This window comes from Spirillospora sp. NPDC047279 (genome assembly GCF_040643285.1).
Taxonomy (GTDB): Bacteria; Actinomycetota; Actinomycetes; order Streptosporangiales; family Streptosporangiaceae; genus Spirillospora.
On record NZ_JBEYUA010000006.1, the window covers coordinates 73,878 to 94,039 of the forward strand.

The 20,162-nt window shown below is 71.7% G+C and carries 18 protein-coding genes and 1 pseudogene; 12 read left to right on the forward strand and 7 right to left on the reverse strand.

What is annotated here, in order from left to right:
• Positions 1 to 30 precede the first annotated feature (30 nt).
• From ABZ810_RS16610 to ABZ810_RS16620, 3 genes are read right to left on the reverse strand one after another with little or no spacing between them, the layout of a single operon-like run.
• A complete protein-coding gene (locus ABZ810_RS16610; protein ID WP_358403756.1) occupies positions 31 to 663 on the reverse strand; it encodes a LysE family translocator in 633 nt (210 codons plus the stop codon).
• Between the two features lie 31 nt (positions 664 to 694).
• A complete protein-coding gene (locus tag ABZ810_RS16615) occupies positions 695 to 1,081 on the reverse strand; it encodes a hypothetical protein (RefSeq protein ID WP_358403757.1) in 387 nt (128 codons plus the stop codon).
• Positions 1,082 to 1,085: 4 nt separating this feature from the next.
• Positions 1,086 to 3,635 carry a DUF4132 domain-containing protein gene (locus tag ABZ810_RS16620; RefSeq protein WP_358403759.1) on the reverse strand — a complete coding sequence of 850 codons (2,550 nt, stop codon included), beginning with the start codon at positions 3,633 to 3,635 and terminating at the stop codon, positions 1,086 to 1,088.
• Positions 3,636 to 3,769: 134 nt separating this feature from the next.
• Between ABZ810_RS16620 and ABZ810_RS16625 the strand changes: the two genes are divergently transcribed.
• The 7 genes and pseudogenes from ABZ810_RS16625 to ABZ810_RS16655 all read left to right on the forward strand — a co-directional run.
• The gene (locus tag ABZ810_RS16625; RefSeq protein WP_358403761.1) at positions 3,770 to 5,248 is read left to right on the forward strand and encodes an NAD(P)/FAD-dependent oxidoreductase; all 1,479 of its coding nucleotides are present in this window, start codon (positions 3,770 to 3,772) and stop codon (positions 5,246 to 5,248) included.
• Between the two features lie 60 nt (positions 5,249 to 5,308).
• Complete coding sequence (locus ABZ810_RS16630) at positions 5,309 to 6,076, forward strand: SDR family oxidoreductase (RefSeq protein WP_358403763.1); 768 nt, start codon at positions 5,309 to 5,311, stop codon at positions 6,074 to 6,076.
• Positions 6,077 to 6,184: 108 nt separating this feature from the next.
• Positions 6,185 to 7,165, forward strand: coding sequence for a DMT family transporter (locus ABZ810_RS16635; RefSeq protein ID WP_358403765.1), 981 nt, complete (start codon positions 6,185 to 6,187; stop codon positions 7,163 to 7,165).
• A gap of 33 nt (positions 7,166 to 7,198) precedes the next feature.
• A complete protein-coding gene (locus ABZ810_RS16640) occupies positions 7,199 to 7,948 on the forward strand; it encodes a serine protease (RefSeq protein WP_358403767.1) in 750 nt (249 codons plus the stop codon).
• Complete coding sequence (locus ABZ810_RS16645) at positions 7,948 to 8,847, forward strand: NAD-dependent epimerase/dehydratase family protein (protein WP_358403769.1); 900 nt, start codon at positions 7,948 to 7,950, stop codon at positions 8,845 to 8,847. The genes ABZ810_RS16640 and ABZ810_RS16645 overlap by 1 nt, the downstream gene beginning before the upstream one ends.
• Positions 8,848 to 8,856: 9 nt before the next feature.
• Positions 8,857 to 9,177, forward strand: coding sequence for a co-chaperone GroES (locus ABZ810_RS16650; RefSeq protein ID WP_358403771.1), 321 nt, complete (start codon positions 8,857 to 8,859; stop codon positions 9,175 to 9,177).
• A 51-nt stretch (positions 9,178 to 9,228) separates the two neighbouring features.
• Positions 9,229 to 9,426: pseudogene (locus tag ABZ810_RS16655) on the forward strand (NIPSNAP family protein); the annotation flags it as partial.
• Between the two features lie 87 nt (positions 9,427 to 9,513).
• On the opposite strand, the gene ABZ810_RS16660 reads toward ABZ810_RS16655, so the two are convergent.
• Positions 9,514 to 9,831: a MerR family transcriptional regulator gene (locus ABZ810_RS16660; protein WP_358404387.1), complete on the reverse strand. Its 318-nt coding sequence runs from the start codon at positions 9,829 to 9,831 to the stop codon at positions 9,514 to 9,516.
• Between the two features lie 740 nt (positions 9,832 to 10,571).
• The gene (locus tag ABZ810_RS16665) at positions 10,572 to 11,477 is read right to left on the reverse strand and encodes a helix-turn-helix transcriptional regulator (protein WP_358403773.1); all 906 of its coding nucleotides are present in this window, start codon (positions 11,475 to 11,477) and stop codon (positions 10,572 to 10,574) included.
• Positions 11,478 to 11,651: 174 nt separating this feature from the next.
• On the opposite strand from ABZ810_RS16665, the gene ABZ810_RS16670 reads away from it, so the two are divergent.
• The 4 genes from ABZ810_RS16670 (at position 11,652) to ABZ810_RS16685 (ending at position 14,353) form a co-directional block, all read left to right on the forward strand.
• A complete protein-coding gene (locus ABZ810_RS16670) occupies positions 11,652 to 12,686 on the forward strand; it encodes an alcohol dehydrogenase catalytic domain-containing protein (protein ID WP_358403775.1) in 1,035 nt (344 codons plus the stop codon).
• Positions 12,687 to 12,779: 93 nt separating this feature from the next.
• Positions 12,780 to 13,013, forward strand: coding sequence for a hypothetical protein (locus ABZ810_RS16675; RefSeq protein WP_358403777.1), 234 nt, complete (start codon positions 12,780 to 12,782; stop codon positions 13,011 to 13,013).
• On the forward strand, positions 13,010 to 13,981 hold the full coding sequence (locus tag ABZ810_RS16680; RefSeq protein ID WP_358403779.1) for an aldo/keto reductase: 972 nt from the start codon (positions 13,010 to 13,012) through the stop codon (positions 13,979 to 13,981). Before ABZ810_RS16675 ends, ABZ810_RS16680 begins: the two co-directional genes overlap by 4 nt.
• Before the next feature lie 45 nt (positions 13,982 to 14,026).
• Positions 14,027 to 14,353, forward strand: coding sequence for a DUF2255 family protein (locus ABZ810_RS16685; RefSeq protein WP_358403780.1), 327 nt, complete (start codon positions 14,027 to 14,029; stop codon positions 14,351 to 14,353).
• A gap of 482 nt (positions 14,354 to 14,835) precedes the next feature.
• Here the strand turns inward: ABZ810_RS16685 and ABZ810_RS16690 are convergent, their stop codons facing one another.
• The gene (locus ABZ810_RS16690) at positions 14,836 to 16,038 is read right to left on the reverse strand and encodes a hypothetical protein (protein WP_358403782.1); all 1,203 of its coding nucleotides are present in this window, start codon (positions 16,036 to 16,038) and stop codon (positions 14,836 to 14,838) included.
• A 216-nt stretch (positions 16,039 to 16,254) separates the two neighbouring features.
• Between ABZ810_RS16690 and ABZ810_RS16695 the strand changes: the two genes are divergently transcribed.
• Complete coding sequence (locus tag ABZ810_RS16695) at positions 16,255 to 17,349, forward strand: methyltransferase domain-containing protein (RefSeq protein WP_358403783.1); 1,095 nt, start codon at positions 16,255 to 16,257, stop codon at positions 17,347 to 17,349.
• On the opposite strand, the gene ABZ810_RS16700 is transcribed toward ABZ810_RS16695, so the two are convergent.
• The gene (locus tag ABZ810_RS16700) at positions 17,327 to 20,131 is read right to left on the reverse strand and encodes a LuxR C-terminal-related transcriptional regulator (RefSeq protein ID WP_358403784.1); all 2,805 of its coding nucleotides are present in this window, start codon (positions 20,129 to 20,131) and stop codon (positions 17,327 to 17,329) included. The genes ABZ810_RS16695 and ABZ810_RS16700 overlap by 23 nt on opposite strands.
• Between the last annotated feature and the right edge of the window lie 31 nt (positions 20,132 to 20,162).

Sequence of the window (20,162 nt, forward strand, 5' to 3'; positions counted from 1 at the left end):
CGGGCGCGAGACGGTGCGGGGGCGTGGGGGCTAGCGTTCTGTGGCGAGTTTGACGCCCAGGCCTATGAAGATGCCGCCGGTGGTGACGTCGATGCGGCGGCGGGCGGTGCGGCGGCGGCGCAGCCAGGCGCCTATGCGGCCGGCGGTCACGCCCACGGCGCCGTCCACGACGAACTCGAGGGCGATCAGGATGGCGCCGAGGATCACGAACTGCAGCCAGACCTGGCCCAGCGACGGGTCGATGAACTGCGGGAGGAAGGCGATCGTGAAGGTGACCATCTTGGGGTTGAGCAGGTTGGTCAGCAGGCCGCTGACGAAGGCGCGGCGGCCGGGCATGCCCGCGGGTTCGGCCGGGTCGTCGTCCGGGAGGCCCTTGCGGTTGCGGATCATCCGCACGCCGAGGTAGATCAGGTAGACGGCGCCGAGGACCCGGACCACGGTGAACGCGACGGGGACGGCCGCGAACAGGGCGGCCAGGCCCACGGCGGCGACCGCGACGTGGACGGCCTCGCTGGTGGCGACGCCGGCGGTGGCGAGGAGCCCGGCGCGGGGGCCGCCCTTGATCCCGCAGCCGAGCACGAAGAGCATGTCCGGGCCGGGCGTGATCATGGCGATGACGGTGGTGAGGGCGAAGACCACCAGGAGGTGCTGGTCGATCGGCATACGGCGATCGTGCCACAGCGGGACGGAACGGTCAGCCGCCGGCCAGGGGCACCAGGCGGATGAAGGTCAGGCCGGGGTCGCCGGTCAGGTCGACCACCTCGTCCAGGTCCCCGGCCTGGACGTCGCCCACGAACATGAAGAAGCCGTTGGAGGTGAACGCGCGTTCGGCCACGTCGGCCTGGCGCTCCCAGTCGACGCGGCGCGGTGGCCGGGCGCCGTTGAGCTCGGTCTCCGCGCCGACCGGCCGGACCAGGCCGTTGAAGCGGGACGGCGCGGCGTTGTGGCGGGCGACCTCCTCGCGGACGCGGAGCCGGATGAGGTCGCGCACGGTCATCGCGGCGGGCAGGCCGGGGACGGTGAACTCGTGGAGTGTCCGCCCGCCCGCGGCGGTCTCGTCGCGGAAGGTCACGCTGGTCATCGGGTCACCTCGTTCGGATCTGGTCCAGGATGGTCCGGTCGGTGATCTTGTTGTCGGCGGCGAGCAGGGCCGCCTTGCTCAGGATCAGCGCGAGCCGCTCGTCCTCGAACGGCAGGAAGACCTTGCCCCCGGCGGCGGCGCGCCGGGCGGGCACGATGCACAGGTAGCGGTCGTCCGGCTCCATGAGGATGTTGGCGCTGCCGAGATGGATCTTGTATGTGCGCAGCGTGCCGCGCACGACGAGGTAGCGGTCGTCGACCGTGCAGCGGGCGCCGAATTTGAGAAGCGGCACGACACGCCGCAGCGCGTCCCGGCGGGTCTCGGCGCTCGCGCTGAGCACGCCGAACGACGTCCTCTGCCAGTAGGCGAGGTAGCGGTCCTCGCCGTGGTCGGTCCAGTCGGGATCGGCGGCGATCGAGGTCACGCCCACGAAGAGGTCGACGTCGCGCATCGCCTCGCTGAACACCGCCGCCGGCACGTCGGCCACGGCGGTCTCCAGCCAGCGCCGCCCCTCGCGGCGTTCGAACCGGACCTGGTCGGTGGCGGCGTAGCGGGGCGCGTCCTGGAAGTCGTCCTCGGCGGGCTCGTGGAAGAAGCACGCCCGCCACCGGCCGTCGCCGAACTCGCCCTTGGCCTCGCCGTGGTAGCCCGCCTCGTGCCGCCCCAGGTAGTTGGACTGCCAGCCGCGTTCCTTGAACAGCGCGTAGAGCCGCCTGTAGTGGACGATGTGCGCGGCGAAGCGGTTGGAGTAGACGCGGGTCTCCTCCTCGGCGGGGGTCAGCAGGTAGATCTCGCGGAAGGCCTGCTTGAACGGCTGGCGGATCTCGTGCTCGGCGACGTACCCGCGCCAGGCCTGGATCTCCGCGACGCCGGCCCGGACGGGCTGCCACAGCCGGACGCGCGAGCCGGGCGCCGGATCGGCCAGGGCGGTGCCGTCGACGGTGACCAGGGTGCGCCCGCCCGGGGCGGCGGCGGTCCAGCGCCCGTCCGCGCCCTCGAACTCCCAGATCAGGCCGCGGACAAGCACACCGGTCACCGGGTGGTCGCGGTAGTGGCGGGACCACTCGTCGAACGGCCAGGCCCGGTCGGCCGACATCAGGCGCTCGACCCGCGCGCGCTCGGCCGACAACGTGCCGCGCACCTGCTTGGTGAGGGCCTTCAGCTCCCTGATCTCGTCGGCGTACGGCTCGCGCAGCGCGGCGGGCGCACTCTTGAGCGGGCGGCCGTCGGGGCCGGCGAACGTCAGCCGCACGGTCACCGCGTCGGCGACCGCGACGCGTGCCTCGTGGTCGCCGAGCCCGCGGGTCGTGGTGCCGTCGGCGTCGAGGTCGTGGCGCGGGACGCCGCGTTCGATCAGCTGCTCGGGCGTGATGCCCTGCCGCCCGGCGGCGGCCTCGACCGCGGCGCCGATCTGCTTGGCGAGGGCGCGGTGCTTGATCGCGTGCTGGAGGCGCCACAACGCGTCCAGCGCGGACGGGTCGGCGACGTCGCCCAGGGCGTTGATCGCGGCCCCGGCGAGCTTGAGGTCGACGATGACGTCGCCGCCGGGGCCGCCGGTCCGGAGCGCGAGCGGCTCCAGCTCGGCGACCACGCCGCCGGGCTCGCCGAGCAGGGTCGCCGCCCAGATCGCGCCGCGCGCCAGGTCGCCGTGCTCCTGCCGGACGAGGTAGCGGTAGGTCCAGCCGCCGTCCATCCAGCGGGCGTAGGGCCCGTGCTCGTCGCTGGTGACCGCGTCGCCGCCGGCCAGCAGCCGCAGGCACGCCGAGACGGCCTCGCGCAGCACGGGCGCGTCGGCCGCGAGCTCGAGGCAGCGGGTCCGCCAGCGCCGCGCCGGCCGCGGCCCGGTCAGGTCGCCGAGATGGCGGACGAACGCGGGCGCCTCCGGCGTCCACGAGGTGGTCAGCAGGTCGCGGAGCGGGCCCGCCCACGGCTCGTCCTCCGGAACGAGCCTGCCCAGGCCGCCGGGCACGTCGGCGGCCGACCGCGGGCCCTCGCACCGTTCGATCGCCTCCCTCAGCCGCCGCCCGAAGCGGACGGCCTCGGAGCCGTGGATCTGAGGCGCGTCCTTGAGGAACGCTTCGACGGCCTTCATGTCGGGCAGCACACGTTCGAGCGCCGTGTCGTCGAGCTTGGTGAGGGAGGCGAGCGCGAGCTGCACCCGATAGCGCACCGTCCACGTGTTGTGGTCGGCCAGCACGATGCGCCACACCAGAGCCGCCTCGTCCGGGGTCCAGGACAGCCGGCGCCGGGTCACCATCGCCAGCCTGCGCAGCTCGGCGTACCGGCACGACAGGACGACGCAGATCCCGGCGGCGCGGAGCCCGTCGTCGCCGGCGTCCTTCATCGCCCGGTCGATCTCGGCCTCGACGGCGGCGCGTTCGTCGCCGCGCCCGCGGAACGGCTCGAGCCGGTCGACCAGGTCGAGGATCCAGCGGCCCCGCTGGAGCGCCTCCAGCCGGACACGGGCCAGCGCGCCGTCCAGGCCGAGCGCGTCGTCGCTCAGTTCGTGGCCGTCCGCCGCGAAGGCCGCGGCCACCAGGCGGTCGTATCGCATGCCGGGATGATGGCAGAGGGGTCGGACAGAGATCCCACAACGGGAAAGTTGTTCATATCTGGCCACATGACCTGCCGGTCACCTACGCTCGAAGCGCTCCGCCGAAAGAAGCAGATTCGACATTCGGGACGGTCATGCATCACAGCGTCGTGATCATCGGCAGCGGCTTCGGCGGCATCGGGATGGCGATCCGGCTCAAGCAGGCGGGCATCGACGACGTCGTCATCCTGGAGAAGGCCGGCGAGCTGGGCGGCACCTGGCGCGACAACACCTATCCGGGCGCCGCGTGCGACGTGCCGTCCCACCTCTACTCGTTCTCGTTCGAGCGCAAGACCGACTGGACGCGCCGTTTCCCGCCGCAGCCCGAGATCCTCGACTACCTCTGGCACTGCGCGCGCAAGTACGACGTGCTCCGCCACATCCGGTTCGGCACGGAGGTGACCGAGGCCCGCTTCGACGCCGGCGGCGGGAAGGCCGTCTGGCGGATCTCCACCGGCGACGGCGCCGAGTTGTCGGCCCGCGTGCTGGTCTCCGCGTGCGGGCAGCTCAACCGGCCCACCCTGCCCGAGATCGACGGCATCGAGACGTTCACCGGCCCGAGCTTCCACTCCGCGCGCTGGGACCACGGCCTCGACCTCACCGGCAAGCGGGTCGCGGTCATCGGTACGGGCGCGAGCGCCGTCCAGATCGTGCCGGAGATCGCGAAGGACGCCGCGGCGGTGCGCCTGTTCCAGCGGTCCGCGCCGTACGTCATCGACAAACCCGACCGCCCGTACCGCGGCTGGGAGAAGGCGCTGCTCGCCGCCGTCCCCGGCGTCTACGAGCTGAGCCGGGCCAAGATCTACGCGCTGTACGAGTCACGCGCGCTCGGCTTCATCAAGTACCCGGGGCTGATGAAGGTCATGGAGCGCCGGTTCCGCAAGAGCCTGGACGAGCAGGTGCCCGATCCCGGGCTGCGCGCCGCGCTCGTGCCCGGCTACCCGATGGGCTGCAAGCGCATCCTCATCTCCAACGACTACTACCCGGCGCTCACCAGGCCCGGCGTGGATCTCGTCACCGACCCGATCGCGCGCGTCACCCCGGCCGGCGTGACGACCCGCGACGGCACCGAGCACGAGGTGGACGTCATCGTCTACGCCACCGGTTTCCTGTCCACCGACTTCCTGGCGCCGATGAAGATCACCGGCCGGGACGGGCGGGACCTCGACGACGCGTGGCGCGACGGCGCGGAGGCGCACCTCGGCATCACGGTCAGCGGCTTCCCCAACCTCTTCCTGCTGTACGGCCCGTACACCAACCTGGGCCACAACAGCATCATCTACATGCTCGAATCGCAGATCAGGTACGTGCTGGGCTGCGTCGAGGCGCTGCGCGGCGCCGGGCTCGACTGGATCGACGTGCGCCCCGACGTCCTCGACGCGTTCGGCCGGGAGATGCAGGAGCGGCTGCGCTCGACCGTCTGGGAGGCCGGCTGCGACAGCTGGTACATGAACGCCGACGGCAAGGTCGTCAACAACTGGCCGGGATTCACCTTCGCCTACCGCCGCGCCACCCGCCGGCCCGACCCGCGCGACTTCCATGCCCGCCGCGCCGCCCGCCGGGTCAGGGCATAGGGGTCGTCACGACATAGGGGTCGTCAAGGCACAGGGGTCGTCAAGGCATAGGGTCAGATCATGCCGACTGCTCTCATCACCGGCGCCACCGCGGGGATCGGTGCCGCGTTCGCCCGCCGCCTCGCCGCCGACGGGTTCGACCTCGTCCTGCTCGCCCGCGACGGCGACCGGCTGGCCGGGACCGCGCGCGACCTGCACGACCGCTACAAGGTGTCCACCGAGATCGTCGTCGCCGACCTCTCCACCGAGGAGGGCCTCCGGACGGCCGAGGAACGGCTGCGCACCGGCGTCGACCTGCTGATCAACAACGCGGGCTTCGGCAACAAGGGCACCTTCCTCAACGTGCCGGTGTCGGACGAGCTGACCATGCTCAAGGTGCACTGCGAGGCGGTGCTCCGGCTCACCCACGCCGTCCTGCCCGGCATGCTCGAACGCGGCCGGGGCGCGGTGGTCAACGTGTCGTCGGTCTCGGCGTTCGCCACGCGCGGCACGTACGGCGCGTCCAAGGCCTGGGTCGTGAGCTTCAGTCAGGGCGTGGCGTCCGACATCGCCGGGCGGTCCGGCGGCAGGGTGCGCGTGATGGCGCTGTGCCCGGGCTTCGTGCACACCGAGTTCCACGAGCGCGCCGGCATGGACACCAGCGGCATCCCCGGCTTCATGTGGCTCGAGCAGGACAAGGTCGTCGACGCGGGCCTGCGCGACCTGCGGCGCGGTGTCCAGGTCAGCGTGCCGGGCGCGCAGTACAAGGCCATCGTCGGCCTCACCCGCTTCGTTCCGCGGGGGCTCGCCGGGCGGATGTCCTCGCGTACCGGCCGCAAGTACGACTGACGCGGCCGCATTTCGCATTCCGGACCACCCCTCTCCGCGTTACGGTCTTGTCACAGGGCGTTCAACACGGCAGTCTGTCTGATCGTCGTCCGCTGAGAGGTCTCCCCGATGGGTCACGATCTGGCTTACGCCGCCCTCGCTCTCCTCGCGACCATCGCCTACTACGTCGCCTTCCTGGTCTTCCGGATCTCCGCGCAGCGCATGCCGCCGCTGCGCGGGAGCCGGCCGTTCTTCGTCGCGTGGCAGATGCTGACCAGCCCGATCTGGTTCGCCGGTGGTCTGATCCTGTTCGTCGGCCTGGCGTACGAGGTGGTGGCGTTCACGGCGATGCCGCTGGCGGTCGCGCAGCCCATCTTCGCCATCAGCCTGGTCTTCCTGGTGCTGTACTCGGTGTGGTTCCTGGACGAGCGGCTCAGCGTCCGCGAATGGGTCAGCGTGGCGATGTTCGTGCTCGCCACGGTCATGATCGGGCTGTCCGCCGGATCCGAACGCGACCTCACCGCCGACGACACCCTGGTCGGCACGCTCGTCTCGCCGTGGAAGATGCTGGCGGTGATGGCGCCTGCGCTCGTCGTCTCCGCCGTCGTGTGGCTGCTCGGCGACCGCCGCCGGGGCGGACGGCACGCCCGCAAGCTCGCCGGCGTCGCGTACGGCATCGGCGCCGGCGCCTGCGCGGGGCTCGCCGAGGCCGGCATCCGCGGCATCTCGATCGTGTACGAGGACACCGGCAGCGTCACCGCCGTCCTCAAGTCCCCCTATCCCCTGCTCACCCTCGGCATGGCCGCGATCGCGCTCGGCGGCCTCCAGGTCGCCCTCCAGCGGTGCCGCCTGGCGATCGTCGCGACCGTGCTGACCGTGATCGGGCGCACCTACCTGGTGCTGAGCAGTTCGGTGCTCTTCGGCGAGCAGTGGCCGGAGGAGACGCTCCCGTTCACCCTGCGCACCGCCGGGTTCACGCTCGCGCTGCTCGCCCTGGTGACGTTCCCGAGGTACGAGCAGCCCGACACCACCGAGGCCACGGTCGCGGCCAGGGCGGCACGGCGCGCGGCCCAGGGGCCGGACCAGGCCGACATGCGCGCGATCACCTGACCGCCGCCCCCTTGATCCTCTAGATTCCCGCTTATGCCCCTCCTCCGCCGCGCCGCCGCCCTCGCCGCCGCCCTCGCCGTCGCCGCGGGCGCCCTGGCCCCCGCGCCCGCCTCGGCGATCGTCGGCGGCACCCCGGTGCAGGCCACCTCGTACCCGTGGCTGGCGGCCGTCGGATCACCGCTGTTCTTCGTGCGTCCCACCGGGCAGTTCTGCGGCGGCTCGCTGATCAAGCCGGACAAGGTGCTGACCGCCGGTCACTGCGTGACGATGTTCCGGTCCGTGCCCGGCCTGCTGAACGTCACGTTCGGCCGCTCCGACCTGGTCGAACGCACCGGCGAGACCGTCGCGGTGAAGTCCGTCGAGATCCACCCGGAATACAGCGAGACGAGCTTCAAGGACGAGACCGTCTCCCACCACGACCTGGCCGTCCTCACCCTCGCCCGCCCCGTGGCCCGCCCCACCGCCGCCCTCGGCACGCCCACCGGCTCGGCCGGGCAGGCCCTCGGCTGGGGTTTCACCTCCGAGAACAACATCCTCAACACCAAGCTCCGCACGGTGTCGATGCCCCTGCCCGGCAACGCCGCCTGCACCACCGCCTACGGCTCCTCGTTCGACGCCTCCGACATGATCTGCGCGGGCTCGGCCACCGCCGACACCTGCCAGTTCGACAGCGGCGGCCCCCTGGTCACGAACGGCCGCGTCACCGGCGTCGTCTCCTGGGGCTACGGCTGCGGCAAGGCCGGCTACCCGGGCGTCTTCGCCCGCGTCACCGACCTGCCCTGATGCGCGTCCTGGTCACCGGCGCGGCCGGCTACGTCGGCTACGCCGTCTGCCGCCGCCTGGCCGCCGCCGGCCACGAGGTCACCGCCCTCGTCCGCCGCGAGAGCCCCCTCCCCCGTGGTGTCAGGCCGCACCTCGCCGACCTCCTCACCCCGTTCACGCTCGACCCCTGCGAGGCCGTCTGCCACCTGGCCGCCCGCACCCGCGTCCGCGAATCCTTCGACCACCCGCTCGACTTCTACGCCGCCAACGTCCAGGGCACGATCAACCTCCTGCGCGCGCTCCCCGGCACCCCCACGGTGATCTACGGCTCCACCGCCGCCGTCTACGGCACCCCCGAGACCCAGCCCATCACCGAGTCCGCCCCGCCCTCCCCCACCAGCCCGTACGGCGCCTCGAAGCTCGCCGCCGAAGACCTGATCCGCCACCACGCCCGCACCGGCGCCATCGGCGCGGTCGTCCTGCGCACGTTCAACGTCGCCGGATCCGTCGACGGCCGCCCCGACCCCGATCTGACCCGCCTCATCCCCAAGGCCCTCTCCGTGGCCGCCGGCGAGGCCCCGCACCTGCGCGTCAACGGCGACGGCACGGCGATCCGCGAATACCTCCACCTGGACGACCTCGCCGCCGCCTACGTCCTCGCCCTCGACGCGGCCGCCCCCGGCACCGCCCTCACCTACAACGTGGGCAGCGGCACCGGCACCTCCGTCCAGGACGTGATCACCGCCGTCCGGGAGGTCACCGGCCGCCCGATCCCCGTCGAGCACGCCCCGCCCCAGCCCGAGCCGCCCCTCCTGATGGCCGACAGCACCGCCATCCGCCGCGACCTGGCCTGGCACCCCGGACGTTCGGCCCTGCACGAGATCATCGCCGACTCGTGGGCAGCCCTCGGGCACCGATAAACTCGCAGCGTGCCCGCGCCGAAGTTCGAAGTCCAGATGCTCCACGACCGCGTCATGATCAAGGTGGAGAAAGACGCCGGCGAACGCCGCAGCACCGGCGGCATCGTCATCCCCGCCACCGTGGAGCAGTCCAACCGCCTCGTCTGGGGCGAGGTCTGCGGCGTCGGCACGCACGCCCGCACCGTCAAGGTCGGCGACCGCGTCCTGCTGCACCCGGGCGACCAGTACGAGGTAGAGATCCAGGGCGAGAACTACCTGGTCATGCGCGAACGCGACCTCCACGCCATCGCCAACGAACGCCCCGAACACGGCACCGGCCTCTACCTCTGACGAAACCCTTCAAGATCATCCGCTGGTAACCCGCCCGACCGCGCCGCACTTGCAGCCCAATGCTGTGGGTTGCGCCTGGTCGGCTTCTGGACAGCGGAAGGCCGACCCGACGAGCTCTACCACCTTCTCGCGTGGCGGGACGAGCACGAAAAGCGCGAGCAGTGGAGACGTTTCGCCGCCGACCCCGCCTGGCGCAGGGCAAGGGAAACCGCCGAAGCAACGGGGCCCCTGGCCACCGCCATCACCTGACCCCGCATCCGCTGGAGACGCCGACCAGGTGACGGACGAACCTTAGGGTTCCCGCTCGCGCCCGTTGGTGCCGGCGGCCATGGCTGATCAGTCCCGTTCGGGTGCCTGGTCGATGTGCTGTTGGAGCCGGGTGTTGATGCGCATGGCTTCGGCGAGCTGGTCTTCCAGGATGATGATGCGGCAGGCCGCCTCCAGGGCGGTGCCCTGGTCGACCAGGTCGCGGGCGCGTTGGGCCAGGCGCAGCTGGTAGCGGGAGTAGCGGCGGTGGCCGCCGGCCGAGCGTTGCGGGACGAACAGCTTGGCGGCGTCCAGGCCGCGCAGGAATCCTGGGGTGACGCCGAGGATTTCGGCGGCCCGGCCCATGCTGTAGGCGGGGTAGTCCTCGTCGTCGAGCTTGTCGTCCAGCCTGCTGTCGGGGTCGTCCTGGGCCGGATCGGGCTGGGCGGGATGCGGCTCGCGGTGCGCCGGATGGGTGCCGGGCCGAGCCGGCTGAGGTGCTCTCACAAAACCTTCCGTACTGTCGTGGGCGTAAGCGCCGGATGTGCTCGGGGAAAACGACGGGCCCCGGCGCCAGATACGGCGCCGGGGCCATGAGGTACAACACCATCTATCCGGCGCTGCGGCCGGTTGTCTTCCGCGCCGTCCGCCTGCGGCGGGAGCGCGGGGATCGCGGATGCGTGACCGTAGACCACCGTCCAATCTGTGGGGCTGCGGTACCCGCGCGGCGTGACTGGAGCCTGCGACGGGCGATCCCGATGGTGCCGAGGCCCTCCTTCCGTGTATTCCCTACCTGCGTTTCCTGCGTTGTTGCGACTTGCCTTCGTGCTGTCGGCGGCCCGGTGGCCGCCCGGCGCGCGACCGGCGGCCGGGGTCCCTTTCACTGCGTTGACCCCGGCCCGCCCGGCCCGCGTCATCCATCTGTGCGAGCAGTTCGTCATCTGCCGCGTCTCATGGACTTGTTCTTCTTCGATGACAGGAACGGTACCCCACTTCGCCAAGAATATCTACCTCGCTCAGCAGAGATTTTCGGAGGCCGGTTGATGGGGTTGTCTGGCGTGCCCGGCAGGCGATTTCAGCAGGGCGCGCTCGGCGAGATGGCGATGGCGCGGTCCAGCACCTGTCGTTCCTGATCTCCCCGTCAGGGGTCAGGCGTCGGGTCGCCGGGCCTCGCGCTGTGCGGTGCCGGACAGCTGATCATCGGTGGCGGCCCAGGCGGCCAGCAGGCGCAGGCCGTCGGCGCTGGGGGTGCCGGGCGGGGCGGTGTAGATCAGGAGGGTGAGGCCCGGGTCGGAGGCCAGGGTCATCGCCTCGAAGTTGAGCTCCAGATCGCCGACGGCGGGGTGGTGGAGTTTCTTGACGCCGGCGCGATGGTGACGGACGTTGTGGTCGGCCCACCGTTGACGGAAGACCTCGCTTCGGGTGGACAGCTCGCCGATGAGATCGGTCAGGTTCTTGTCGTAGGGGTTGCGGCCGGCTTCGGCGCGAAGCATCGCGGCGATGTCGTCGGCGGCCTTGTCCCAGTCGGTGAAGAACTCTTTGGCCGCGGGGTCGAGGTAGATGAAGCGGGCGGTGTTGGCCGGGCGGCGCGGATCGGCCTGCTGTGCCAGGACGGGCGCGTACAGCGCCGCGGCGAGCCGGTTGGTCGCCAGCACGTCGTGGCGGTCGTTGCGGATCCACGCGGGCGCGTCGCTGATCGCATCCAGCATGTGCCGCAGGACGGCCCGGACCGGCTTGTTCGGGCTGCGGCGGCGCGCGGTCGGGGCGGGGCCGGCGTCCCGCCGGGCGAGATCGAACAGGTGTTCGCGTTCGGCGTCGTCAAGGTGGAGAGCGCGGGCGACGCCGTCCAGGACGCCGTCGGATGCGCCCGACAGGTTCCCTCGCTCCAAGCGCACGTAGTAGTCGACCGAGACCCCGGCGAGCATGGCGACCTCTTCGCGGCGCAGGCCTTTGACGCGGCGGTTGCCGCCGTAGGCGGGCAGCCCTGCCTGTTCGGGGGTGATGCGGGCGCGGCGGGAGGCGAGGAACTCCTGGATCTCGGTGCGGTCGTCCATGAATCTCACGGTAGGCGACGCCGCGCCGGTGAAGCAGGTACTGGCATTACCTGGAACGACAGGCACTGCCACGCCCGGGTCAAAGGACGTTTGCTGGAGGTGAGCCTGCCGGGAGTCCGCGTTTTACGGGGCCGGGGTAGGGCTTTGACCAGTGACGTTACGAGAGGTGCCAAGATGCGAGCAGCGTTCATGTACGGGGCGGGGGACGTGCGGATCGACACGGTCCCGGACCCGGTGATCCAGCGGCCGGCCGACGCCCTGGTGCGGGTCGTGGCGGCCTGTATCTGCGGGTCGGACCTGCATCCCTACCATTCGATGCCCGTCGGCGAGGCGTCTCCGATGGGGCATGAGTTCATCGGGATCGTGGAGGAGATCGGCGGCGAGGTGTCGACGGTCGAGCGGGGTGATCTGGTGATCGCGCCGTTCGCCTGGTCGGACGGGACGTGTGAGTTCTGCCGGGAGGGGTTGCAGACCTCCTGCCTGCACGGCGGGTTCTGGGCCGCGGGCGGGATCGGCGGTGGCCAGGCCGAGGCCGTCCGGGTGCCGCTGGCCGACGGGACCCTGGTCAAGGCGCCCGTCGGGGAGGATTCGGAGTTCCTGCCGCACCTGCTGACCCTGTCGGATGTGTACGGCACCGGCTACCACGCCGCCAAGCGGGCGAACGTCGGCCCCGGCGACAAGGTCGTGGTGATCGGCGACGGGGCCGTGGGGTTGCTGGCGGTCCTGTCGGCCCGGCAGCTGGGCGCCCAGCAGATCATCCTGATGGGGCGGCACAAGGACCGCACCGACCTGGGCCGGGAGTTCGGCGCCACCGACGTGGTCGCCGACCGCGGAGACGAAGGCATCGCAGCGGTCCGGGATCTGACCGGCGGCCACGGCGCGCACAAGGTACTGGAGGCGGTCGGCCACATGCCCGCCTACACCCAGGCGACCGGTGTGGTCCGTCCCGGCGGGGTGATCTCCCGGGTCGGCGTGCCGCAGTACGAGGAGGCGCCGGTCGGGTTCGGCAGCCTGTTCGGCCCGAACATCACCCTGACCGGCGGGCCCGCCCCGGTGCGCGCCTACATCGAGGAGCTCATGCCCGCCGTCCTGGACGGCACCGTCCAGCCGGGCAAGGTCTTCGACCGCACCATCGGCCTGGACCAGGTGCCCGACGGCTACCGGGCCATGGACCGCCGCGAGGCCCTGAAGGTCCTCATCCGTCCCTGAGCCGTCGGCCCCTGAGGTCACCGGCCCGGCGGCCTCCTTTTGATCAGTGACCCCTCCACCTGCTCGTTCCGCTCTGCCAGAAGGGGGTATCCCATGGCGATCAGTGACGCCGCACGCCGCAACCACGAGGCGCTGTTCCCCGGCCACGTCTCCACGCTGGCCACGACCGATCAGGAGTTCGTCGGCGCCGACGCGGTGAAAGCGCTGTACGCGATCACGCCCGCCCCGCTGCGGATGGTCCTGGGCTCCCAGGCCCTCGACCGCTCCACCCCGGGACCGGCATCCGCCACCCGACACGACACGACACGACAACGGAGACGATCATGAAGCATGTGAAGCTCGGCCACCTGGACGTCGGCCGGATCGGCCTGGGCATGATGGGCATGTCCTTCGCCTACACCGGCGCGGGCAGCGACGACGCCGAATCGATCCGCACCCTGCACCGCGCCCTCGACCTCGGCGTCACCATGATCGACACCGCCGAGGTCTACGGTCCCTACACCAACGAAGAACTCCTCGGCCGCGCCCTCAAGGGCCACCGGGACCGGGCCGTGGTCGCCACCAAGTTCGGGATGATCTCCCACACCGGCCGCAACGGCCTGGACAGCAGCCCCGCCAGCATCCGCGAAGCGGTCGAAGGGTCGTTGCGCCGTCTGGGCGTCGACCACATCGACCTGTACTACCAGCACCGCGTGGACCCGCAGACCCCGATCGAGGAGACCATCGGCGTCCTGGCGGACCTCGTCACCGCCGGGAAGATCACCCACATCGGGCTGTCGGAAGCCGGACCGGACACCATCCGCCGGGCGCACGCCGTCCACCCGATCACCGCGCTCCAGACCGAGTACTCGCTGTGGACCCGTGACCCCGAACCGCAGACCCTGCCCGTCCTGCGGGAGCTCGGCATCGGGCTGGTCGCCTACTCGCCGCTCGGCCGCGGCTGGCTCACCGGCGCCATCACCGCCGACACCCACTTCGAGGCCACCGACTTCCGCGCCACCAACCCGCGCTTCACCGGCACCAACTTCGACCACAACCTGCGCCTCGCCGACCAGGTGAAGGCCGTGGCCTCCGACGCCGGCGCCACCCCCGCCCAGGTCGCGCTCGCCTGGCTGCTCACCCGCGGCGACGACATCGTCCCCATCCCCGGCACCAAGCGGGTGACCCGGCTGGAGGAGAACACCGCCGCAGACTCCCTCACACTGGCCGCCGACCAGATCGCGCGCCTGGACGCCCTCGCCGACGCCGCCGGCGACCACCACAACGAAGCCCAGATGAAGATGATCGGCCTGTGACCCGGCCTTTGCCCCATCGCGGGTAGTTCCGGCGAAGGCACGACCATGGCCGGTTGGAGCACCGGCGAGCTGTCTGTCATCGACCGCACCGACGAACCCGACCTGCGGTCGATGCGCGCCGACGGCAGCCTGCGCGACCCCGTCACCATGTGGGTCGTCCGCAACGGCGACGACCTGTACGTCCGGCCCGTCAAGGGACGCGACGGCTGGTACCAGGGCACCCGCACCCGACCGGGCCGAACGCGCCGGCGACGTTCCGACCACCAACGGCCAAGCCGTCACCATCTCCATCTCCCGCCGGCCAAGGACCGCCGTTGGAAGGGCTCGAACTCGTCGTGCTGCTCGGGGTGGCGATCCTGGTCTGCCACCTGATCGCGGGCAGGCTGCGGATCGCCGGCCCGGTCGTCCTGCTCGCCGGCGGGTTCCTGCTCGGGTTCATCCCGGCGGTGCGGCAGGTGACCCTGCCGCCGCAGGTGGTGCTGTTCCTGTTCCTTCCGAGGCTGTACTGGGAGAGCATCACCACCTCGCCGCGCGAGATCCGCACCAACCTGCGCGGAGTCATCCTGACCTCCACCCTGCTGGTGCTGGTGACCGCCGCGCGCTTGTCGGGCTTGGCCACCGTGGCGTCCGCCTTCGGTTCAGTCGTGGCCATCAGGCGTCACTCCTTGATCAGGAGTTACACCGGAAAACCGTACAGTCCCGTACGAGGTCGAGATCCAGGGCGAGAACTACCTGGTCATGCGCGAACGCGACCTCCACGCCCCCGAAGGTGTCCTGAACTGCCGCGGTTGTGGGGCCGGCCCCCGGCGGACGGCCCCACAACCGACCGGATGGCGGTGTCGGTGTTCCGCCTGCTAATCGCCGATGGTGTCGTTGCCACCTCGGCCGTCGTAGGTGTTGAGACCGGTGCCGCCGACCAGACTGTCGTCACCGGGGGTGCCGACCAGAGTGTCGTTGCCGTCGTTGAGGTGGCCGGAGTCGAACGGATTGCCGCCGCCGAACTCCCGGAGGGTGGTCGTACCGGCGGACAGGCCGTTGGCGTCGATCACGTCGTCGCCGTCCCCGCCGAAGACGGTGAACGCCGCCACCTGGTTGGCCAGGACCGTCTGGGACACGCCGAACACCTCGACGCCCGTGGCCGGTGATCCGGCCAGCCTGATCCGGTCCGCGCCCAGGGTGCCGCGGAAGAGCAGTTCGTTGAACGGCGCCACGGGACCGGCGTGCGGGGCGAAGTTCACCTTCACCACGGCGAGACCGGCACCGGGCGCGTCATTGATCCTCACCTCCCGGTGAATCGATCCGTCCGGCTGCTGAACGAAGTCGGGGATGTTCAGCTTCACCAGCTCGAACCCGCTGATGTCCATGTCGACCTTCAGGGATGTTCCCGGAGGGCTGAAGGGGTCCGGCGGGATGACGACGAAGGCCCGTGGTCCTCGGGGGACGATGTTCACGAGCTCTTCCGGTCCGGTGTTGAACAGCAGGGTGTCCCTGTCGGCGTCGGGGGTGACACGGTCGTTGCCGTCTCCGGCGTTCCAGGTGAACTCGTCGCCGCCGGCCCCGAGTGCCACGGTGTCGATGCCGGGGCCGCCGGTGGCCTTGTCGTTGCCGATGCCGCCGGTCATGGTGTCGTCACCGCCCTTGCCGAAGAGCGCGTCCAACCCCGCGCCGCCGGACAGGATGTCCGCTCTCGAGCCGCCGGTCAGGGCGTCGTCGCCCTCGCCGCCGATGAACTCGCCTGGCGGCATGGGGCCTCCCGTCTCGTCCAGTCTCAGGGTGTCGCCGCCGTCGCCGCCGTCGATGTGGACGCGCTGCACGTTGGCCGTCGTCGGGTCATCGCCCGGCACCTGGACCGGGGCCCCGTTGAGAGTGATGACGCCGGCCGGGGTCCTGCCCACGGTGAGGCTGTTGGCCGCCGTGTCCCCGGCGATGCTCAGGACGCCCCCGCTGAACGCGACGGTCGTCGCCGCGTGGGCGGGCGCCCCGCCGAGGAACGCGGCCCCGAGGGCGACGCCGGAGGCGAGGAACGCCGCCCGCAGCCGCGGCTTGTGATGGTTCATGGCATGCCTTTCCTAGCGGGCGAACCGCGTGTGCCGTTCAGTCGAACGGCGGACGTTCGCCACTGGGTCCACCGTGGATCGCCTGCGGACCGCCCGGCATCCGGGCCCGCCACGGACCGGTGAATCCGTGGTGGCCACGGATGCCTCCGGCCCGCACCGGTGCGCACGCTCTTCCCCTGGGTCCATCGGGACCCGCACCGAAGAGCGGAGAAGCTCATGACCACCACAACCGGTACTCCGGCGACCGGCGCCTCGCCGATCGACGAGGCCAGACTCCACGCCTTCGTCGGACAGGCGGTCGTCGACATGGCAGCCGCCATCTCCGGGCTGCTGCTCCACCTCGGCGACCGGCTGGGCCTCTACAAGGCGATGGCCGGCGCCGGCCCGATCACCTCAGTCGAGCTGGCGCGACGCACCGGCACCACCGAGCGCTATGTCCGTGAATGGCTTGGCAACCAGGCAGCCGGCGGTTACGTCGTCTACGACCCCGCGGACGGCGCCTACGAGCTGCCGGCGGAGCAGGCCATGGTCGTCGCGAACGAGGACAGCCCGGTCTTCCTCGGCGGCGCCTTCGAGGCCATCGCCTCCTGCTACGCCGATCACGACGTGTTCGCCGAGGCGTTCCGTACCGGCGCGGGCGTCGGCTGGGCCGACCACGACCACCGGCTGTTCTCCGGCATCGTGCGGCTCTTCCGTCCCAGCTACGCCGCCCATCTCGTCGAGGACTGGCTGCCGTCGCTCGACGGCGTGGCCGAGAAACTGCGGTCGGGCGCCAGCGTGGCCGACGTGGGCTGCGGCCTCGGCGCGTCGACGATCATCATGGCTCGGGCGTTCGAACGGTCGACGTTCGCGGGCTTCGACCTCCACGACGTCTCCATCGAGGCCGCCCGCAGGACCGCGCGGGAGGCCGGTCTCCACCAGCGGGTGCGGTTCGACGTCGCGTCGGGGAAGGACTTCCCCGGCCAGGGCTACGACCTGGTGTGCCTGTTCGACGCGCTGCACGACATGGGCGACCCGGTCGGGGCGGCTCGCCGCATCCGGGAGTCGCTGGCTTCGGACGGCACGCTGTTGCTGGTCGAGCCGTACGCGGGCGACGCGCTGGAGCAGAACCTGAACCCGGTCGGACGGGCCTACTACGGCCTGTCCACCGTGATCTGCACGCCGGGCTCGCTGGCACAGGAGGTCGGGCTGGGGCTGGGCGCGCAGGCTGGTGAACGCCGGCTGACCGAGGTGCTGCGCGATGCCGGGTTCGGCCACGTACGGCGGGCGGCCGAGACTCCGTTCAACATCATCCTGGAGGCCAGGCCATAACCGTCGCGCCCATCCTCGCCAGCTCGGACTCACCCTGAGCCCGCTGCTCGCCTCCGAGGAACACGAGCGTGCGGGCCCGCTGATAACGGCACCCGGCGTCCGCGAGGACAGCGGCCGCGACGTTCAGTCCGTCGCGGTCGCCGCCTGGTGCGATCATGGCCGCCGCGCGATCGACGATCGCGGTGGCGATCGGGTTGCTCGCCGCCACAACGCGTGCGCGCCGGAGACGTCCGGGGGCGTCCTCATGACCGGACAGAACGGCCGCTTCAGCCCACAACGCGCCGTACCAGGGCCGCCATGCGCTGTTGTACCACTCCTTCATCTGCTCGGGTGCCCTGGCCAGCATCTCCATCGCGTGCTCGGGCGAACCGCGGTGCAACAGGAGCAGGGCGTCGAAGAACTCGCAGTACCCGAGCTCCGCCAGAGAGCGGCCCGGCGTGCGCACGGCGTCGACGATGTCCAGCCACGCCGCACGGGCCTCGTCGTCCCCGCGCAGCCCGTGGACCGCGGCGACCGCGTACGCACCGCGGCCGAGGTTGCCCGCACGGGGTCGCCCGGCCCGCTCCCAGCCCTCGCGGAACCGCTCCGCCAGCATGATCGTCTCGTTCCAGTCACCCGCGAGCGCCGTGACGACGAGCAGCCGCACGGTCGCCAGGTGGCCCTCCTCCCGGTGGAAGGACAGGTCCCGCAGTCCCTCGGCGTGCCTTCTCGCGGCCCGCAGGTCGCCGGCGGCGACGGCGCAGTCGGAGGCCATGGTGAACCCGTCGAAGAACTCGAGCCCGGTCAGGGCCGTCACCGGCATCGGGGCCAGCAGTTCGGTGCGCCGCGAGGCACTGGCCGCCGCGGCGCCGACCTCGCCGCGAACCAGCTGTATCGCGGTGAGCTGGTCGAGCGCGGCGCTCTCGATCAGCGGGTCGCCGATGCGGCGGGCCAGTGCGAGCGCACGCTCGACGAGTTCGGCGGTGGCCGGGTCGGCGGTCGCGCCGTTGAACGCCTCGGCGGTGAGCAGCCGTGCCCGCGCGGCCATGTCGTCGCCGGCCAGCTTCCACCCCTCGGCGATCAACGCCTCCACCTGCCCGTCCACCTGCCCGGTGGCCATGAGCCCCGGGCCACGGGTGATCAGCTCGGCGTTCCTGGCGAGGTCGGCCGCCGCCGCGGCCCGGTCGCCCGCCCGCAGCGCCGCTCCGGCCGCGGCCCTGCGCAGCCGCAGCGCCTCGCTGCCGAACTGCCGTGATTCCGCGGCGCCCGCCGCGGAGCGCAGGGCGCCGGCGGCGGCCGCGTCGTGCGGAGCCAGCTCGGCCGCCTGCTGGTAACGCCGCTGCGACTCGCCGGGCATGCCCCGGGCGAAGGTCAGACCGGCGAGTCCCATCGCCAGCCGGTAGGCGTCGTGGCGGTGTTCGACGGCGCCGGCGGCCCAGGCCAGGGCGGCCCGCAGTTCGTCGGCGACCCGGTCGAACGCGGCCCGCCAGGCACCGGTGGGTTCGCCTGAGGCGGCCTGGAGCTCGGTGCTCTCCGCCAAGCACCAAGCGAAGTGGCGCCAGTGCGCCTCGGCCGACTCGCCGGCGTCTTCGAGCCGGTCCATGCCGTACTGGCGGATGGTCTCCAGGGCACGGTAGCCCGTCCCGCTCCGATCGGGGATCGCCACCAGCAGGCTCTGGTCGGCGAGACCTGCCAGCATGGTCGCGACGGCGCGGGCCTGGACCGGCGGCCGGTCACCCAGCACCGTCGCGGCGGCGCGGGCGGTGAACGGGCCGGCGAACACCGAGATCCGCCGCAGCACCGCCCGGTCGGATTCGGGCAGCAGCTCGTGACTCCAGTCGAGCGTCGAACGCAGAGACCGGTGCCGGTCATCGATCCGTGGCCCGCCGGTCAGCAACCGCAGCCGGTCGGCCAACCCGGCCTCGACCCCGCCGAGGCCGAGCGACGCGTAGCGGGCGGCGGCCAGTTCGATCGCGAGCGCCATGCCGTCCAGGCCTCGGCAGACGGCGGCGACGCGCTTCTCGTCGCCGGGCCTGAGCCGGCTACCGCCGGCCGTGACCCGTCCGAGGAACAGCTCGACCGCGTCGCCGGGGCCGCCGTCGTCGGCTTCGATCGACAGCCCGGGCACCGGGAACACCCCTTCGAACGGCACCAGCAGCCTGGACCGGCTGGTGGCGAGCACCGTCAGCCGGGGGCTGCCGGCGAGGAGCCGTTCCAGCAGGACGACCACGCCGTCCAGCAGGTGCTCGCAGTTGTCCAGGACGAGCAGCGTTTCCCGGGCGGCCAGCCAGCCGAGGACGTTGTCGGTCGCCGAGCGGCCCTGCCCCTCTCCCAGGCCGAGCGCGTCCGCGATCGCCGGTGCGATCATCGCCGGGTCGGTCACCGGCACCAGGTTGACGTACCAGACGCCGTGGGCGAACCGGTCGCCCACCTCGGCGGCGACGCACAAGGCCAGGCGGGTCTTGCCGACCCCGCCCGGCCCGACGGCCGTGACCAGGCGATGTTCGTCCAGAGCCCGGCCGAGCGCCGCCCGCTCGGCCACCCGGCCCACGAACGGCGTCAACGGCGAAGGCAACGCCGCGACCGGACCGGCGTCCAGGATCGCCGAGATCGCGGCCAGGGCGCGGCGGTCCTCCACCTGTAGCTTGCGCAGCAACGACGAGACGTGGCTCTCGACGGTGCGGATGGAGATGAAGAGGCGAGCACCGATCTCGGCGTTGGTGAGATGCTCGCCGAGCGCGGCCAGGACCTCAGCTTCACGGGCCGAAACATCCGCTGCGGGAGATTTCCCCTCATTGGCCATGCCCCCGATTGTGCACGCAATGGAGGATCCT

Coding starts and splice junctions, on each gene's coding strand:
- ABZ810_RS16610 (WP_358403756.1), bottom strand. CDS start 663: ATGCCGATCGACCAGCACCTCCTGGTGGTCTTCGCCCTCACCACCGTC.
- ABZ810_RS16615 (WP_358403757.1), bottom strand. CDS start 1,081: ATGACCAGCGTGACCTTCCGCGACGAGACCGCCGCGGGCGGGCGGACA.
- ABZ810_RS16620 (WP_358403759.1), bottom strand. CDS start 3,635: ATGCGATACGACCGCCTGGTGGCCGCGGCCTTCGCGGCGGACGGCCAC.
- ABZ810_RS16625 (WP_358403761.1), top strand. CDS start 3,770: ATGCATCACAGCGTCGTGATCATCGGCAGCGGCTTCGGCGGCATCGGG.
- ABZ810_RS16630 (WP_358403763.1), top strand. CDS start 5,309: ATGCCGACTGCTCTCATCACCGGCGCCACCGCGGGGATCGGTGCCGCG.
- ABZ810_RS16635 (WP_358403765.1), top strand. CDS start 6,185: ATGGGTCACGATCTGGCTTACGCCGCCCTCGCTCTCCTCGCGACCATC.
- ABZ810_RS16640 (WP_358403767.1), top strand. CDS start 7,199: ATGCCCCTCCTCCGCCGCGCCGCCGCCCTCGCCGCCGCCCTCGCCGTC.
- ABZ810_RS16645 (WP_358403769.1), top strand. CDS start 7,948: ATGCGCGTCCTGGTCACCGGCGCGGCCGGCTACGTCGGCTACGCCGTC.
- ABZ810_RS16665 (WP_358403773.1), bottom strand. CDS start 11,477: ATGGACGACCGCACCGAGATCCAGGAGTTCCTCGCCTCCCGCCGCGCC.
- ABZ810_RS16670 (WP_358403775.1), top strand. CDS start 11,652: ATGCGAGCAGCGTTCATGTACGGGGCGGGGGACGTGCGGATCGACACG.
- ABZ810_RS16675 (WP_358403777.1), top strand. CDS start 12,780: ATGGCGATCAGTGACGCCGCACGCCGCAACCACGAGGCGCTGTTCCCC.
- ABZ810_RS16680 (WP_358403779.1), top strand. CDS start 13,010: ATGAAGCATGTGAAGCTCGGCCACCTGGACGTCGGCCGGATCGGCCTG.
- ABZ810_RS16685 (WP_358403780.1), top strand. CDS start 14,027: ATGGCCGGTTGGAGCACCGGCGAGCTGTCTGTCATCGACCGCACCGAC.
- ABZ810_RS16690 (WP_358403782.1), bottom strand. CDS start 16,038: ATGAACCATCACAAGCCGCGGCTGCGGGCGGCGTTCCTCGCCTCCGGC.
- ABZ810_RS16695 (WP_358403783.1), top strand. CDS start 16,255: ATGACCACCACAACCGGTACTCCGGCGACCGGCGCCTCGCCGATCGAC.
- ABZ810_RS16700 (WP_358403784.1), bottom strand. CDS start 20,131: ATGGCCAATGAGGGGAAATCTCCCGCAGCGGATGTTTCGGCCCGTGAA.